This is a genomic window from Oceanihabitans sediminis (assembly GCF_003337215.1).
In the GTDB taxonomy this organism is placed as follows: domain Bacteria; phylum Bacteroidota; class Bacteroidia; order Flavobacteriales; family Flavobacteriaceae; genus Oceanihabitans; species Oceanihabitans sediminis.
Genome location: NZ_QPIG01000001.1, coordinates 622980 through 638645 on the forward strand (window position 1 = coordinate 622980; position 15666 = coordinate 638645).

Genomic DNA, 15666 nt, shown 5'->3' on the forward strand with positions numbered 1-15666 from the left:
GTATTAAAATTTAAACAATCATACCAGCTGCGACAGTTTCATTTGTGGTATCATCAACAAGAATAATACTACCTGTTGCTCTATTTTCTCTATAAGAATCCACCATTAATGGTTTTGTGGTTCTAATTCTAACTTTTGAGATATCATTCATTTTTAACTCTGTATCCCCTGTAAGACGCTCAAAAGTATTTATATCATATTTATAAATAACCTCCTTTATCATTGCTGTTTGCTCATTAGTTGTGTGTCTAATAGAATACTTAGCGCGAGGCTTAGAAGGACTATTATTTAACCAACATAACATGACTTCAATGTCTTGAGAGGTTTCTGGCTTGTTATTAGAGCGAACAATCATATCTCCACGACTTACATCAATATCGTCTTCTAATGTAATAGAAACAGACATAGATGCTATAGCCTCATCCAATTCACCATCTATAGTATCAATAGTTTTAATTTTAGATGTAAATCCTGAAGGTAATACTGTTACATCATCTCCTTTTCTAAAAATTCCACTAGCTACACGTCCTGCATAACCTCTATAATCTATAAACCCATCTCTTTGAGGTCTAAGTACCGTTTGCACAGGAAAACGAGCATCTACTTTATTTATATCGCTTCCAATATGTATAGTTTCTAAAGTATGCAACATAGGTGCTCCTTGATACCAAGACATGTTTTCAGATTTATTAACCACATTATCCCCTAATAAGGCAGATATAGGAATGAAACGTATATCTGTAACCAATAATTTAGAAGCTATTTCTTCAAATTCTGAAACAATTTTATTGTAAACCTCTTCTGAAAAATCTACTAAATCCATTTTATTGATACAAACAATAATATGTGGGATATGTAATAAAGATGCTATAAAAGCATGCCTTTTAGTTTGTTCGATAACTCCGTGTCTAGCATCTATTAATATAATAGCCACATTTGCTGTAGAGGCACCTGTAACCATATTACGAGTGTATTGAATATGCCCTGGAGTATCTGCAATTATAAATTTACGTTTCGGAGTGGTAAAATACCTATAAGCTACATCAATTGTAATACCTTGTTCGCGCTCATCACGCAAACCATCGGTAAACAGAGCTAGGTCTACTCCATCGTGACCTTTCTTTTTACTTGTATTTGTAATAGCTTGTAATTGGTCTTCAAAAATAGATTTTGAATCATATAGCAAACGACCTATTAAGGTACTCTTTCCGTCATCTACACTACCCGCCGTTGTAAAACGTAATAATTGATTATTATCTATCATTTTTTTGTGAAATTGTAAAAAAAACCTTTCTAACTTTACCAAAGGTCCTTTTCAAGATTAATTGTAGTTTTTAAAAATACCCTAAACGCTTACGGTCTTCCATAGCAGATTCAGAGCGCTTATCATCACTTCTATTACCACGTTCTGTATTTCTCATACCTGCTACCTCAGCAGCTATTTTTTCAAGTGTATCTGCGTCAGATTCATCACCTCCAGTAATGGTAATATCTCCTAAGGTTCTAAAACGTATTTTTTTTGTTACAACCTCTTCATGGTCTTCTAAAATTAAAAATTCTGAATATGGAATCCAAGCGCCATCACGTCGTACTACTTCTCGTTCGTGAGCAAAATAAAGAGATGGAATAGCGATGTTTTCGCGTTTAATATAATTCCACACGTCCATTTCTGTCCAGTTACTTATTGGGAATACTCTAAAGTGTTCTCCTTGAAAATGTTTTCCATTAAAAATATTCCATAATTCTGGTCGTTGATTTTTAGGATCCCATTGTCCAAAATCATCTCGATGTGAGAAAAAACGTTCTTTTGCTCTAGCCTTTTCTTCATCTCGTCTTCCACCACCAATAGCGCAGTCTATTTTGTTAGCTTCAATAGCATCTAATAAAGTGGTCGTCTGAAGGGCATTTCTTGTCGCATTTTTACCTTTTTCTTCTGCTACCCTCCCTTCATCAATAGATTCTTGAACAGATCCTACAATAAGTTGTACGCCCAATTCCTTTATAATATTATCTCTAAATTGAATGGTTTCAGGGAAGTTATGCCCAGTATCCACATGCATTAAAGCAAATGGAATTTTGGCTGGATAGAATGCTTTTTTAGCTAAATGTGTTACTAAAATAGAATCCTTACCTCCTGAAAATAAAATTACAGGATTTTCAAATTGCGCCCATACTTCACGTAATACGAAAATGGCTTCGCTTTCTAATTCGTCTAAATAATTTAAATAATACTTACTCATTGTTCATGGACAATTTTGGAGTTATATAATCTACGATACGCTGAGCAGCTGCTTCAACAGTTTCGTTTTCCGTTTTAATCTCTATACCTGGATTTTCTGGGGCTTCATAAGGAGCAGAAATTCCAGTCATATTTTTAATTTCGCCTGCTCTAGCTTTTTTATAAAGCCCTTTTACATCACGTCTTTCACACTCTTCAACGCTAGTATTTATGTACACCTCAACAAAGTTAGCATCTTTAACGATACTTCTAATATTCTGACGATCTTTTTTATAGGGTGAAACAAAAGCAGCTAAAACCACTAAACCTGCGTCAATCATTAAGTTTGAAACTTCTGCTATTCTTCGAATATTTTCCGTTCTATCTTCTGGTGCAAAGGTCAAATCCTTATTAATACCTTTTCTAATATTATCGCCATCTAAGGTATAGGTTTTAATGCCTTGTTGAAATAGTTTCTGTTCTACAACATTAGCAATAGTAGACTTTCCAGAGCCAGAAAGTCCTGTAAACCACAATAGAAGTGAGTTATGATTATTTGCTTTTCTCCTATCTTGATGAGATATATGATAGGTATGAGTGATAATATTTTCTTTCATTGACTAGTTATTCTTTTACAATATAAATGAAATTATAAATAAACATAAGCCGAAGCATATTTGTTTAGTATTTTCTACCTTATACCTATACTTTATTACAATGTTTTATTTCGATCTCTTAAACCGTAATCAACTCTATACCACGCACGCTCATGTAGGTAATAAAATAACATTTTTGTAACAACTTCTGCTAAACCAATTTGAAGAGCTGCTAAAGGATTTCCTGATATTATCCACGCTAAAGTCATTGTGTCTAGGGTACCTACTATTCGCCAAGTAATTGTTTTAGCAAGATGGCGTTTTCTACTCTCTAAGGACACACCTTCTTTAGATAAATTAATCTTAAACCAAACCCGCTCATGTAAATAATATAAAATACTTTTCGTGGTGATTTCAGCTAAACCTATTTTTAATCCAGCATAAGGATCGCCAGTAATAAACCATGATAATATTATAGTATCTATGGTACCTATAAACCTCCAAGTAATGGTTTTTGCTATATGTCTTTTATAGGATTTATCTCGCATTATTTACTAACAATAAAATAGCTATTAAGTAAATTTTCTTTATTGTAAGTTAATGTTTTTTTTGTTTCTTGAGAAATAACTTTAAGGCCAACAGCATTACAAATAGCTTGTCCAGCAGCTGTATCCCACTCCATCGTTGGTGCAAATCGCGGATAAACATCTGCATTTCCTTCTGTAACTAAACAAAATTTTAAAGAGCTACCTTTTGAAACTACCTCAACATCGTTCCCTTGCTTTTTTATACTTTCAATAAAGTCTAATGTGTCTTGATTCATGTGAGAACGGCTACCTACAACCTGAACAACTTTTGTATTTCCTTCTTTTGGTTGTATTGGTATAGATGCTTCTAAAACCTGCTTAACTGATACATCATGAGAGGTTAAATCTGCTTTAAAAGCTTTATTAGATTCTACATCTGCATAATATATAGTTTTTGTAGCTGGAACATAAATAACACCTAAAACAGGCATTCCGTTCGTAACTAAAGCAATATTAACCGTAAATTCTCCATTACGCTTAATGAATTCTTTTGTTCCATCAACCGGGTCAACAACCCAGCAAGTTTCCCATGTTTTTCTAACGGAATAATCTGTTTGCTTATTTTCTTCAGAAATAATTGGAATTTCCGTAGGGATTAGAAAAGAGTTAATAATATCGTTCGCTTTTGTATCAGCCTCAGTTAAAGGAGATTTGTCATCTTTAACTTCTACACCAAAAGCCGTATCATAAACTTCCATAATAACTTTTCCTGCTGCTAATGAAGCCTCTATGGCTATTTGTAAATTTTTATCCATTATAATTTGATAGGGCTTTTTTTAAACTATCTCTCCAATAAGGAATTTCGATATTTAAACTGGTTTTTATTTTGGATTTATCTAACACACTAAAATGAGGTCTTTTAGCTGGTGTTGGGTATTCCTTGGTTTTTATTGGTAATACTTTTATGTTAATACGAGCCTCTTCAAAAATTGCTTTGGCAAAATCGTACCAACTAGCAACACCTTCGTTACTATAATGATAGATTCCGTATTCTTGATGATTTGTTGTGATGATTTTTAAAATAGTTTCTGCTAAATCTGTTGCATACGTTGGTGTACCTATTTGGTCTGCCACAACATTTAATTCATTTCTGTCGTGTGATAATTTTATCATGGTTTTCATGAAATTATTCCCGTTTTCAGAATACAACCAAGACGTTCTAATTATAAAATGTTGATTTAAATATCTTGCAACCTCTTGTTCTCCTTCCAGCTTTGTTAAAGCGTAAATGCCGGTTGGAATGGTTGTGTCAGTTTCTATATAGGCTATTGATTTATCTCCTTTAAAAACAAAATCTGTAGAAATCTGAATCAATGTCGTTTTATTATCCTTGCAGATTCTTGCAAGATTACTAGGGCCTAGAGTGTTTATTTCCTTCGCTACTTGTTGCTCAGTCTCCGCTTTATCTACCGCTGTATATGCAGCACAATTAATGCAATAATGAATTGTTTTATTGTTAAAAAAATTCTGAACAGCTTTTAAGTCGGTAATATCTAAAATATCAGAATCTGTATAAATAATGTTTAGATTAGAATAATTAGATTCTATATCTTTTATACAAGTTGCTAATTGCCCATTTCCTCCTGTGACTAAGATGTTTATCATAATTCAGCATTGTCTAATGTAGGTAAAATTATATCTTTCTCAGAAACAACCAACTCATTATTAGGCAGCTGCCAATCTATATTTAGAGTTGGGTCATTATAAATAATTCCTCCTTCAGATTCCTTATTATAATAGTTATCACATTTATATGAAAAGATAGCAGTATCACTTAAAACAACAAAGCCATGTGCAAATCCTCTTGGCACATATACCTGTTTCTTATTGTCTTCAGAAAGCTCTATGGTTACATATTGGCCAAAGGTTGAAGAATTTTCTCTAACATCCACTGCTACATCTAATACTTTTCCTTTTATAACTCTTACCAACTTAGCTTGTGCATGAACACCTCTTTGATAATGTAAACCCCTTAATACACCTTTTGTAGAAAAAGATTCATTATCCTGAATAAACTTTGAAGAAGTACCTGTTAATGTATTAAACTTATTTTCATTAAAAGATTCAAAAAAATATCCCCTTTTATCTTCAAATATCTTTGGTTCAATTATAAAGCAGCCTTCTAATTTTGTTTCTAGTACATTCATTATTTTTTATTCAAAAGGCCTAATAAATTTTTACCGTATCCACTCTTCATTAAAGGCTCTGCAAGCTCTTTAAATTGTTTTTCCGAGATATAACCCATTTCAAAAGCCGCAGCTTCAATGGAGCCTATTTTAAGCCCTTGACGCTCTTCAATAACCTCAACAAATTGTGAGGCTTGCATTAGTGACTGAAATGTCCCCGTATCTAACCAAGCTGTTCCTCTATCTAGTATGCTAACACTTAGTTTTCCTTTGCTTAGATAAGCTTTATTTACATCTGTAATTTCAAGTTCTCCTCTATGGCTTGGTTTAATGTTTTTAGCTATTTGAACAACGGAATTATCGTAAAAATAAATACCAGGCACCGCATAATTAGATTTAGGGTTCTCAGGTTTTTCTTCTATAGAAATTGCATGACCTTCTTTATCAAACTCTACTACACCATAGCGTTCCGGGTCATGAACTCTGTAAGCATAAATAATTCCTCCGTCTGGGTCATTATTACTTTGTAATAACTCGGATAGACCGGTTCCGTAAAAAATATTATCTCCTAATATTAAAGCAACTTTATCATCTCCAATAAATTCTTCACCAATAATAAAAGCTTCTGCTAAACCGTTTGGGCTTTCTTGGACTTCATAAGAAAAGGAACATCCTAAGCTCTTACCGTCCCCTAATAAATCCTTAAACAGCGGTAAATCCTTAGGTGTAGAAATTATTAAAATATCTCTAATACCTGCGTACATTAAGGTTGAAAGTGGATAATAAATCATTGGTTTATCGTAAATAGGCATTAGCTGCTTACTTACTGATAAAGTTAATGGATGAAGTCTCGTTCCTGATCCTCCTGCTAGTATAATTCCTTTCATAGAAAGCTATATTTTTATTACTACGAAGGTGGTAATTAACTATATTGTTTTTCGTAGTAAGATTGGTAAGCGCCACTTGTAACGTTATCTAACCAATCTTTGTTAGTTAAATACCAATCGATGGTCTTTTTTAATCCTTGTTCAAAAGTTACGGATGGTTTCCAACCTAATTCTTTATTAATTTTTGATGCGTCAATAGCGTATCTTAAATCATGTCCTGGGCGATCTTTAACGTAGGTAATCAACTTTTCTGAAGAATCCTTTTCTCTCCCTAGAGCAACATCCATTTGTTGGCAAAGCAACTTGACAAGATCGATGTTTTTCCACTCGTTAAAACCTCCGATATTATATGTTTCTCCTTGGTTTCCTTTATGAAAAACTAAATCTATAGCTATGGCGTGATCTACAACATAAAGCCAATCTCTTGTATAATTTCCATCACCGTAAACAGGTAGTGGCTTGTTATTAATTATATTATTAATAAATAGCGGAATTAATTTTTCTGGGAACTGATTTTGTCCATAGTTATTAGAACAGTTTGTAATTACGTAAGGCAGGCCATAAGTTTCACCATAGGCTCTTACAAAATGATCGGAACTTGCTTTTGAAGCGGAATACGGAGAGTTTGGATCGTAGGAGGTAGTTTCTGTAAACAAACCAGTTTCTCCTAGGGTTCCATAAACCTCATCGGTACTAATATGATAAAATAGTTTATTCTTGAAATTATCTTTCCAAAGATTTTTAAACGCATTTAATAAAATCATGGTTCCAATAACATTTGTTTTTACAAATGCTAAAGGATCTGTAATAGACCTATCAACGTGAGATTCTGCTGCCAAATGAATTACAGCATCAAATTGATGCTCTGTAAAAAGGGCATTAATAAAACCTTCGTTAGTAATATCGCCTTTTATAAATGTATAATTAGAAGCGGTTTCTACATCTGTAAGATTCTCTAAGTTCCCAGCATAGGTTAAACTATCTAAATTAAAAACATGGTAATCTGGATATTTGTTTACAAATAACCGTACAACATGAGAACCAATAAAACCTGCTCCACCAGTAATTAATATAGATTTATTATGCTTCATAGTTTACTATAAATCTTATGATATTTTTTCCAGTAAAAACAAAGCACAGGGTAACAAACGCAGCTAGAGGGAAAATAAGTGTGTATACTCTCCAAATTGAGGTGTACTTTTCTCCTGTATCTTGAAAACTTGATAGGGTATCAAAATAAACATCTTCTTCTACTTTTTGAGCATCTAATTCACTTAAAGCTTGTCTCAACTGCATACTTTCTTTTAGTAATTCATACTCTTTAGTTTTAGTTCGCTCTTGTATAAAACTCATTCCATCCTTGGTTGTATAAGACCCTTTGTTAGAATTTGCCTCATCATTCATCACATCAATATATACTTTTTGTAAAGAATCTACTTGCTTAATAGATGATAAAATATTCTGTCTTTCAATAGAGATTAAGGAATCTCTTTTTTGCATTTTCTTTACAGAATAGGTGTTTGTGAAAGTCGTATTTAGTCCCTCCTCTAAAGATCTAAAAATATCTTTTTTATGTGAAAAAACTTCAATTTGAAATACATCTCCAGAATAAATACTTCTATTTTCAACAAATTCTTTAAAACTAATATTTTTAGCCCTAGAACTATCTATTGATTTTAGAAATTCATCGTATTGAACTATTTTATCGTTTTCATTTTCTGGTCCAGAATGAATATCAAAACTTATAATCTGTTTAGTATCTTCTTCACTGATATTGAAAATCTCCTGCAACTGTGCATAATCCTTTTCATTTATTAAAGCATTATAATATTTTATATTAGTAACTAACTGATATTTAGAATCAAAATAAGGCTTTACTAGCATTTGAGAAGTATAGACGTCTCGCTGAGTTTTTTGAATAATAAAACCTAGTATAGCTGAAACTAGAACTACTGAAGCTATTAACTTAAAGTTTCTAATAAATGGTTTTAAAGCGTAAATAAAGAAGGAAAATATTCCTTTTATTATTTTATAGAAAAAATTAATTACGCGGTTTATACTTTTCCCGAAATAATCGAAGAGAACCAATAAATCTACTTCTTCATTGTTTCTGTTTTGAGGTAATTTATCACTCATAGAGGTTAATTAAATATTTGTTCTAATATTTTTCTTGTTATTAAATAAGTTGGTTTTACTCCCGATGTTCCTAAACCACCAGAGGCTAATGTGCTTCCTGTTTCTAAAGGATTATCACTTGCATAATATGCATAACGCACTTTTACATCTTCATTGATGCTTCCTCTTACCTTAGAGGCTGCCTGAATTGCTTTTTGGTAATGTGCCCCTTCCATTTCAAGTCCGATGACATTCCAAGTTGAATTGTAGAAGAATTTTAAAATATCCTTGTTCTGTAATGAAGTTCCTAAAACAGTAATCATAGACCCTTCGTAAACTTCTAGTCCTTGCCCGTCTAAATCGGCTTTACTTAACTCATTTTTAAAAGGGTAATTATCTGCTGTTCCTTCAAAAATATGTGCTGAAGGTATCATAATATCTCCTTTTCCTCCTTCTAAAATACCAGCTTTCCCCATAATAGAAATAGAGTCTACATACAGGTGTATATCTGATTCTTCTTGTTTATATGGTTTTAAAAGCTCATCAATAGTTTCGTATGCTTGTTCACCAAAAGCATAATCCATTACAACAATAATTGGCTTCTCTTCTTTTAATTTTTTAGCATTGACTTTAATATCAATTTTTGAAAAATCAATCTTATCGATATCAAAAATCTGAACATTGATATTTGTTCCAGAAGAATCTTCAACATAAATCATCCCTTTTTGTAGGGCTTCTTTTGTTACTTTGTTACGTAGGTCTGAACTATCTTTATGACTTATTGCTTCATAAACTTGAAAAATATCTTTTTTGGCTACTAATGTTTTTAATGCATTAGGAGCAAAAAGCGTATTCATGACACTATGCATATTCGCACTTATAATATGAATTGGCCTTTCTAACAATCCATTTTTGTGTAAAATAGATTTAATATTGTTAGCCCAAATTTCTCCATGAATATGATGACCTAGTCTTTCTCTTAAAACTGGAGTAAAAGTTATGGTTCTTCTGTTGTTGTTTACAACTTCTTCTATAGCCAATTTTCCTAACCAATAAACGATGTGTAATAATCTTTCTGGTTGATTTGGTGTTGCAAATTCTTCATATACTTCTAAAATTTCATTGAAGGTTCTTCCTAAAATATTAGCAGTATGCGTAATTGCAATTTCACGTTCTGGCTGTGTAAGTTTCTTTTTAGTTGTTACAGCTTTCTCTAATTTAATCCAATCTCTAGTTGTAGCTCCGTCTTCATTAATTAAAACGCGTTTGCTAATCTTATGTGATTCAACAAAAAGGAAAGTTAAATGCGTAAGTATATCATAAATCTCCGAACGACCACGAGTAATCTCAATGTTCATTTGTTCTTCATCAATTCTATAACAATTACGTCTTCTTTTTGGCGGAATAATTGCCTTAAAATGCGAGTTAGCATAGCCTTCATCACTAGTTAAATTGATAAAAGTACACTCTTCTATTCCTATTGGTAACCTATCTATTACGTAAAGTAGTCCTTCTAATTCTGCTTTTTCTGAACCAATAGACCCATATATTTCAGGTCTTAAAAGCAGTAAAGCTTCTCTTAATGTTTCACCAGAAACTCCCATTGGTTTATAAAAACCTCTATTAAATAGGTGTCTCATGGTAATATACATACGTTCTATAGCGTTCGAGCTTTCTTGAGCTCTTGTTCTTGCATGTTGTTTTATATTACTCATATACTTTGTTTGACTTACAAATATAGGATTATTTAGTTAACCCTAAGTCTGCTAATTTATCAGCTATTTTCCTATCATTAGACAAGCGAGGCAATTTATTTTGTCCGCCTAGTTTTCCTATAGATTTCATATAATCCTGAAACCCTCCTTTTTTCACTTTAGTAAGCTTTAAGGGCTGCAATACTTTACCTTCTATTAAATCTAAATAATATGAATTTTGTTTTTGTAAAGATGCATCTATTTTTTGCGCTAAAGCGGAAATGTTTTCTGGTTCTTTTTCAAATTCTACAAACCATTCATGGTATGGTAATCCTTCGGAAGGACTTATTTGAGGAGCTACTGTAAACTCTGAAACTTCTGCATCGCTACCAACCAAAGCTTCTTGAATAGCCTGTTCTACTTCTTTTCCAATTACATGCTCTCCAAAAGCCGAGATAAAGTGTTTTATTCTACCGGAAACAATCACTCTATACGGTTTTGTTGAAGTAAACTGAACCGTATCTCCAATATTATAAGCCCAAAGTCCTGCAGTTGTAGAGATAATCATCACATAATTTACTCCAATTTCTACATCTGCAATCGTTATTCTTTTTGGGTTTTCGGTATAAAAATCATCTGCTTTAATAAACTCATAAAAGATTCCGGAATTTAATTGCAAAAGCATTCCTTTTTCATGTTGTTTATCTTGGTAAGCAAAAAATCCTTCGCTTGCAGGATAAAGCTCAATACTATCTACTTTTCTACCTATTAAACTTTCAAATTTTGCTCTATAGGGTTCGTAATTTACTCCACCGAAAATAAACAAATTGAAGTTTTTAAAAATATCGCCAACCTTCATTCCTGTTCTTTCTTGAAGCTTTTCAAAATACATTTGCACCCACGAAGGAATTCCAGAAATAATAGTCATGTTTTCCGGAAGTGTCTCTTCTACAATAGCATTTACTTTAGTTTCCCAATCTTCAATACAGTTTGTTTTTAAAGATGGCATTCTATTTTTCTGTAGGTATTTAGGCACATAATGCGCTACAATACCTGAAAGCCTTCCTAATTGAATGCCGTTTTGTTTTTCTAAAACCGGAGAGCCTTGTAGGAAGATCATTTTTCCGTCTACAAACTTCGCGTTGCCTGTTTCATGAATATACATTAAAATGGCATTTCTAGCAGCCTCTACATGTGTTGGCATACTCTCTTTGGTAATAGGAATATATTTTGCACCAGAAGTAGTTCCTGAGGTTTTTGCAAAGTAAAGTGGCTTCCCTTTCCAAAGTATGTTTTCTTCTCCCGCAACTACCCTATCTACATAAGGTTTTAAAGCTTCATAATCTCTTACCGGAACGCGATTAACAAAATCGTTATGATTGTTAACACTTACAAAATCGTGGTCTTTTCCAAATTGGGTAGAAACAGCCTCGCTAATTAGCTTTTGAAAGACTTTGTTTTGTGTTTCAATAGGGTTATTGGCCCATTTTTGAATAGACTTATAGATGATTTTTGCAAATGGTTTTGCTAAAGCTGCTTTTAGTGATAACATTTATTCGAAATCTATAAAATTGGTTGGGTTTATTGGGTAACCATCACTCCAAAGTTCAAAATGTAAATGTGGTCCAGAACTTAATTCTCCTGTATTTCCTGACATAGCAATAACTTCTCCTGCTTTTACCAAGTCTCCTTGTTCTTTAGTTAAAGAAGCATTGTGTTTATATACAGAAATTAATCCGTGGCTATGTTCTACAATAATAACGTGCCCTGTTTTGGTTGTCCACTCTGCAAAAATTACAATACCATCTGCAGTAGATTTAATTGGGGTGTTTTTAGCTAAAACAATATCTACAGCATAGTGTTTTTCTTTGGCGTTATATGGTGATGAAATAGTTCCGTTTGCTGGTGGAAATAATATAAAACTAGCTTTTGAAATTGCAGATTCAAACAGGTTGTATTTATCTTCTTTATCTACTTTTTCACGAAGTAAAGAATCTTCTTTTATAGGCGCAAGATCTATATCTCTTACATCTAGTTTTGCTGCTTCTACAATAGAATCTTTATTAAAATCTAAACTACTTAGTTCGCCGTGTAATACTTTTTTGATAGACTCGAAGTAACGCTCATTAATAGCTATTACTTTTTCTAAGGAATCTGTTTTATAATTTAATATAGTAGCTTTCTTCTTTAAAGCTGTTGAAGAATAACCTGGAATATATTCTTTTAAAGGTGTAAAAGCGATTAAAATAGTTGTTGAAACTACAATAAAAATGGAAGAAAGTGCAAGCAATACAAAAACATTCAGTCTTGTTAATTTAAAAGACAGACGTTCTTCAAAAGTATCTTCATTTAGGATAACTAGCCGATACTTGTTCAGTAGCTTTTTAGCTATTTTTTTTTCTTTTTTCTTTTTTGCTTTCATCTTCTAACAAAAGTATGTAAAATTATAAAGTCTCAGGTTTAATATTATACTAAAGTTGCAGTTAAAACGACATAATTAAACTTTAATTATTAACTTTGCTCTAAATTTAAAGATTATGATTTTAAATATGACACCTCTTTTTATAGGTTGGCCTCAAGTAGTATTAATCGCTGTTGTAATTTTACTAATTTTTGGAGGAAAAAAGATTCCAGAACTTATGCGTGGACTAGGTAGCGGAATTAAAGAATTTAAAGACGCTAGCAAAGAAGAAGAGGAAGAGAAAAACAAGAAAGAGTAGGTTACCTTATTCTTTTAAATAAGAAAAACCAACGTAATTGCATTACGTTGGTTTTTTTGTGTCTTTTAATTAAAGGAAATCTACTTTATTTTTATAGACTTTACGATTGCTTCTAACTCAAACATATAATCGCGTTTGGCAACAGATGGAGCAAAGGCAAAACCTTCAACAACCACATAACGTTGGTTTGCTTCATCTTCAATCATATAATTAACAAAAGGCCCCGACATGAATGCGTTTTTCATATCCCAAATACCTTTAGTTTCTGTTGTTGGCTTATTGTCTACAATAATTTCTGAAAGAAAAGGAGCATAAGCTTCTTCGGTAATCATATAAGCATCTTCTGTTGGTCCTGGGATAAAGTCTTTATTTATTGAATCTCTAACCTTAATAATTTGATTTACTAAATTTTCTTCTTTATTAATAGTTTCATACGGAATTGAATAAAGCATTAAATTGGTAGTACCGGTAGTAATATCTTTTCTAATCCAGTACACATTATTTTCTTCCTTAGCAATTCTGTAAGCAGTAGGAAAATTGATGGTTAGGCCTAAATTATCTTCAATAGAATTGTTTTTATGTAAGGATAAATTGATTCTACGTTGTTTTTCTTTTAACTCTTCATTTTTAAAAGCTGAAACAATTTTTTTAGCATTTTCTGTTATTTGCTGAATGATTTCCTGTTTTGTTTTTCCGGTAACTAAAACAACTTTTTGTGGGGATGCATAAACATCGCTTGTAAGCTTAACTCCTGCTTCGCTTTCTCCTAATTCTACTTTAAAAATAGTTCTATTTTTAGTTACAAAATCTGAAAAAACTTGTGGTGGTATTTGCGCCATGGTGAAAATTGGCTCATCCTGTGGTAAACCATAAATTGGAGCAGCAAGTACATTTCTAATTGCTTCACCAACGGCACCGTCCCAAAGTTCATTATCTACAACTACGGAAATATTGTTAAGAGTTCCTGAGGATTGTGGAAGGATTCGTTTAGTAGATTTTTCATCATCACAAGAAGTAAACAATAGTAATACCATTGCTACATAAAGAAAATTACGCATAATTATTTTATTTTTATAGAAGTATTAGCCTTTAGAAACAATAAGCTTCATTCCTGGTTTTAAATTGTTACCACTAATATCGTTCCAATCTCGAATATTTTGAACAGAAACTCCAGGATATTTTTGCGAAATACTCCAAAGGGAGTCTCCACTCCTTACGGTATAGGTTTTAGCATTAGCAGGAATTGGAGTGTTTACCTTTGGTTTTGAAGCACTTGCCGTTCTTGCTGCTGTGTTTCTAGGATAAATTGTTAATCGCTGGCCAATACGTAAATCATTACTTCGTAAACCATTCCATTGTTTTAGTTGACTTACACGAACTCCATATTTTCTTGCAATTTTTCCGAGGTAATCACCACTTCTAACGGTGTATCTTGTTTTACTTTCCGAATTAAAAAACTGTGGTAATGGTTTTTCACGTTCATCTAATTCGGCTTTAGCTAAAGCATAAATAGCTTTTTCATTGGTTACAAACTTCCCTACTGCATGTCTTGGCAGGCGTAGAGTATAGTTTTTTCCTTCTATATACGGAATAATATCCAGCTTATACGAAGGGTTTAAAAACTGAAGCGTTTCTACCTCTACTCCTACACTTTCACTAACTTGATCTAAGGTAATCATTTGTTTAACGTGAATAGTATCTGTTTCTATGTATTGAAATTCTGGTTTTAGAGGCTTGAATCCGTGTTCTTCAGCAAATTCAAAAATATACATAGTTGCTAAAAATGCAGGAACATAACCTGCTGTTTCACGTGGAAGATTATGTCGAATATTCCAATAATTCTGATATCCTCCAGAACGTCTTATAGCTTTACTTACGTTTCCTGGACCCGAATTATAAGCTGCAAGTGCTAAATCCCAATCGCCAAAAATCTCATACAATCTAGATAAATATTTAGATGCAGCTTCGGTAGATTTTATAGGGTCACTACGCTCATCTACATAAGAACTAACATCTAAACCGTATTGTTTACCTGTTGCAAACATAAATTGCCACAAACCGGTTGCACCAACTCTAGAACGTGCTCTTGGTTTTAAAGCAGACTCTACAATGGCAAGGTATTTCATTTCTAAAGGAATGTTATAATTGTCTAGCTCACGCTCAAACATTGGAAAATAATAATGGCTTATTCCCATTAGTTTTTCAAAAGATTTTCTTCTGTTTTTTAAAAATGACTTAATAACGCTTTCTAAAGAAGGATTGTATTCTACATTAAATGGAGTTCTTGCATTTAGCTTTGCAAGCCGTTCTTTTAAAACTTCTGTGGTTAATTCTGGGTAATAAACATCTTTATAGTCTAGTTCGCTAACTGTTCTGTAAATAGTGTCGTATAAAGAATTGCTATATAATTCTTCTAACCACTTCTCGTCTATTTTTGCAGCGTGCTCATGATCTTCAAACTCTTTATTTTCATCTAATTCTTCTGCTAGTTTGATTTCTTTTTTATAAAAAGTTTGACCGTCTATTATAGTATCTATAATATAGTTTTTACCTGCTTCCAGTTCATTCTCTGAAAGCCTTAAAGTATCTACAGAAACCTGTAAGCTGTCTTGCGCATTGACCACAGCAAAACTTAAAAAAGAACAAAAAATAAATAGTTTATGTATCTGCATGATTATATAAGGTTTTCTTTAAAACGGGAAAGTTACTACTTTCTTATTTAA

Annotated in this window: 16 protein-coding genes; 1 reads left to right on the forward strand and 15 read right to left on the reverse strand. The window is 32.5% G+C overall.

The genetic code is table 11. From position 1 onward, the window contains the following. Window positions 1-10 precede the first annotated feature (10 nt). The 13 genes from cysN to DU428_RS02880 all read right to left on the reverse strand — a co-directional run bounded on the left by cysN (window position 11) and on the right by DU428_RS02880 (window position 12645). Window positions 11-1264 carry a sulfate adenylyltransferase subunit CysN gene (cysN, locus tag DU428_RS02820; RefSeq protein ID WP_113965901.1) on the reverse strand — a complete coding sequence of 418 codons (1254 nt, stop codon included), beginning with the start codon at window positions 1262-1264 and terminating at the stop codon, window positions 11-13. A 70-nt stretch (window positions 1265-1334) separates the two neighbouring features. Then, window positions 1335-2240 carry a sulfate adenylyltransferase subunit CysD gene (cysD, locus tag DU428_RS02825; protein WP_072347861.1) on the reverse strand — a complete coding sequence of 302 codons (906 nt, stop codon included), beginning with the start codon at window positions 2238-2240 and terminating at the stop codon, window positions 1335-1337. Next, a complete protein-coding gene (cysC, locus tag DU428_RS02830; RefSeq protein WP_113965756.1) occupies window positions 2233-2835 on the reverse strand; it encodes an adenylyl-sulfate kinase in 603 nt (200 codons plus the stop codon). The genes cysD and cysC overlap by 8 nt, the downstream gene beginning before the upstream one ends. A 95-nt stretch (window positions 2836-2930) precedes the next feature. Continuing rightward, window positions 2931-3362, reverse strand: a complete 432-nt coding sequence (locus DU428_RS02835) for a DUF2061 domain-containing protein (protein ID WP_113965757.1) — start codon at window positions 3360-3362, stop codon at window positions 2931-2933. Continuing rightward, window positions 3362-4156 carry a 3'(2'),5'-bisphosphate nucleotidase CysQ gene (cysQ, locus tag DU428_RS02840; protein ID WP_113965758.1) on the reverse strand — a complete coding sequence of 265 codons (795 nt, stop codon included), beginning with the start codon at window positions 4154-4156 and terminating at the stop codon, window positions 3362-3364. Before cysQ ends, DU428_RS02835 begins: the two co-directional genes overlap by 1 nt. Next, on the reverse strand, window positions 4149-5006 hold the full coding sequence (rfbD, locus tag DU428_RS02845) for a dTDP-4-dehydrorhamnose reductase (RefSeq protein WP_113965759.1): 858 nt from the start codon (window positions 5004-5006) through the stop codon (window positions 4149-4151). The genes cysQ and rfbD overlap by 8 nt, the downstream gene beginning before the upstream one ends. Then, window positions 5003-5548: a dTDP-4-dehydrorhamnose 3,5-epimerase gene (rfbC, locus tag DU428_RS02850; RefSeq protein WP_113965760.1), complete on the reverse strand. Its 546-nt coding sequence runs from the start codon at window positions 5546-5548 to the stop codon at window positions 5003-5005. Before rfbC ends, rfbD begins: the two co-directional genes overlap by 4 nt. Continuing rightward, window positions 5548-6414 (reverse strand): glucose-1-phosphate thymidylyltransferase RfbA, encoded by an 867-nt coding sequence (gene rfbA, locus DU428_RS02855; RefSeq protein ID WP_113965761.1) that lies wholly within the window; start codon window positions 6412-6414, stop codon window positions 5548-5550. Before rfbA ends, rfbC begins: the two co-directional genes overlap by 1 nt. A 35-nt stretch (window positions 6415-6449) precedes the next feature. Then, the gene (gene rfbB / locus DU428_RS02860; RefSeq protein WP_113965762.1) at window positions 6450-7505 is read right to left on the reverse strand and encodes a dTDP-glucose 4,6-dehydratase; all 1056 of its coding nucleotides are present in this window, start codon (window positions 7503-7505) and stop codon (window positions 6450-6452) included. Beyond that, on the reverse strand, window positions 7495-8550 hold the full coding sequence (locus DU428_RS02865) for a YveK family protein (protein WP_072347846.1): 1056 nt from the start codon (window positions 8548-8550) through the stop codon (window positions 7495-7497). Before DU428_RS02865 ends, rfbB begins: the two co-directional genes overlap by 11 nt. A 5-nt stretch (window positions 8551-8555) precedes the next feature. Then, window positions 8556-10244 carry a DUF6909 family protein gene (locus DU428_RS02870; protein WP_072347844.1) on the reverse strand — a complete coding sequence of 563 codons (1689 nt, stop codon included), beginning with the start codon at window positions 10242-10244 and terminating at the stop codon, window positions 8556-8558. A 28-nt stretch (window positions 10245-10272) separates the two neighbouring features. Next, window positions 10273-11775 (reverse strand): GH3 auxin-responsive promoter family protein, encoded by a 1503-nt coding sequence (locus tag DU428_RS02875; RefSeq protein ID WP_113965763.1) that lies wholly within the window; start codon window positions 11773-11775, stop codon window positions 10273-10275. Continuing rightward, complete coding sequence (locus tag DU428_RS02880; protein ID WP_113965764.1) at window positions 11776-12645, reverse strand: M23 family metallopeptidase; 870 nt, start codon at window positions 12643-12645, stop codon at window positions 11776-11778. Between the two features lie 115 nt (window positions 12646-12760). Between DU428_RS02880 and tatA the strand changes: the two genes are divergently transcribed. Continuing rightward, window positions 12761-12943 carry a twin-arginine translocase TatA/TatE family subunit gene (tatA, locus tag DU428_RS02885; RefSeq protein ID WP_072347838.1) on the forward strand — a complete coding sequence of 61 codons (183 nt, stop codon included), beginning with the start codon at window positions 12761-12763 and terminating at the stop codon, window positions 12941-12943. A gap of 80 nt (window positions 12944-13023) precedes the next feature. On the opposite strand, the gene DU428_RS02890 is transcribed toward tatA, so the two are convergent. Both DU428_RS02890 and DU428_RS02895 read right to left on the reverse strand, forming a co-directional pair. Then, complete coding sequence (locus DU428_RS02890; protein ID WP_072347836.1) at window positions 13024-14001, reverse strand: DUF4837 family protein; 978 nt, start codon at window positions 13999-14001, stop codon at window positions 13024-13026. Window positions 14002-14025: 24 nt separating this feature from the next. Further along, entirely contained in the window at window positions 14026-15615 is a 1590-nt protein-coding gene (locus tag DU428_RS02895) for a LysM peptidoglycan-binding domain-containing protein (RefSeq protein ID WP_072347834.1), read from the reverse strand. Window positions 15616-15666 lie beyond the last annotated feature (51 nt).

Coding starts and splice junctions, on each gene's coding strand:
- cysN (WP_113965901.1), bottom strand. CDS start 1,264: ATGATAGATAATAATCAATTATTACGTTTTACAACGGCGGGTAGTGTA.
- cysD (WP_072347861.1), bottom strand. CDS start 2,240: ATGAGTAAGTATTATTTAAATTATTTAGACGAATTAGAAAGCGAAGCC.
- cysC (WP_113965756.1), bottom strand. CDS start 2,835: ATGAAAGAAAATATTATCACTCATACCTATCATATATCTCATCAAGAT.
- DU428_RS02835 (WP_113965757.1), bottom strand. CDS start 3,362: ATGCGAGATAAATCCTATAAAAGACATATAGCAAAAACCATTACTTGG.
- cysQ (WP_113965758.1), bottom strand. CDS start 4,156: ATGGATAAAAATTTACAAATAGCCATAGAGGCTTCATTAGCAGCAGGA.
- rfbD (WP_113965759.1), bottom strand. CDS start 5,006: ATGATAAACATCTTAGTCACAGGAGGAAATGGGCAATTAGCAACTTGT.
- rfbC (WP_113965760.1), bottom strand. CDS start 5,548: ATGAATGTACTAGAAACAAAATTAGAAGGCTGCTTTATAATTGAACCA.
- rfbA (WP_113965761.1), bottom strand. CDS start 6,414: ATGAAAGGAATTATACTAGCAGGAGGATCAGGAACGAGACTTCATCCA.
- rfbB (WP_113965762.1), bottom strand. CDS start 7,505: ATGAAGCATAATAAATCTATATTAATTACTGGTGGAGCAGGTTTTATT.
- DU428_RS02865 (WP_072347846.1), bottom strand. CDS start 8,550: ATGAGTGATAAATTACCTCAAAACAGAAACAATGAAGAAGTAGATTTA.
- DU428_RS02870 (WP_072347844.1), bottom strand. CDS start 10,244: ATGAGTAATATAAAACAACATGCAAGAACAAGAGCTCAAGAAAGCTCG.
- DU428_RS02875 (WP_113965763.1), bottom strand. CDS start 11,775: ATGTTATCACTAAAAGCAGCTTTAGCAAAACCATTTGCAAAAATCATC.
- DU428_RS02880 (WP_113965764.1), bottom strand. CDS start 12,645: ATGAAAGCAAAAAAGAAAAAAGAAAAAAAAATAGCTAAAAAGCTACTG.
- tatA (WP_072347838.1), top strand. CDS start 12,761: ATGATTTTAAATATGACACCTCTTTTTATAGGTTGGCCTCAAGTAGTA.
- DU428_RS02890 (WP_072347836.1), bottom strand. CDS start 14,001: ATGCGTAATTTTCTTTATGTAGCAATGGTATTACTATTGTTTACTTCT.
- DU428_RS02895 (WP_072347834.1), bottom strand. CDS start 15,615: ATGCAGATACATAAACTATTTATTTTTTGTTCTTTTTTAAGTTTTGCT.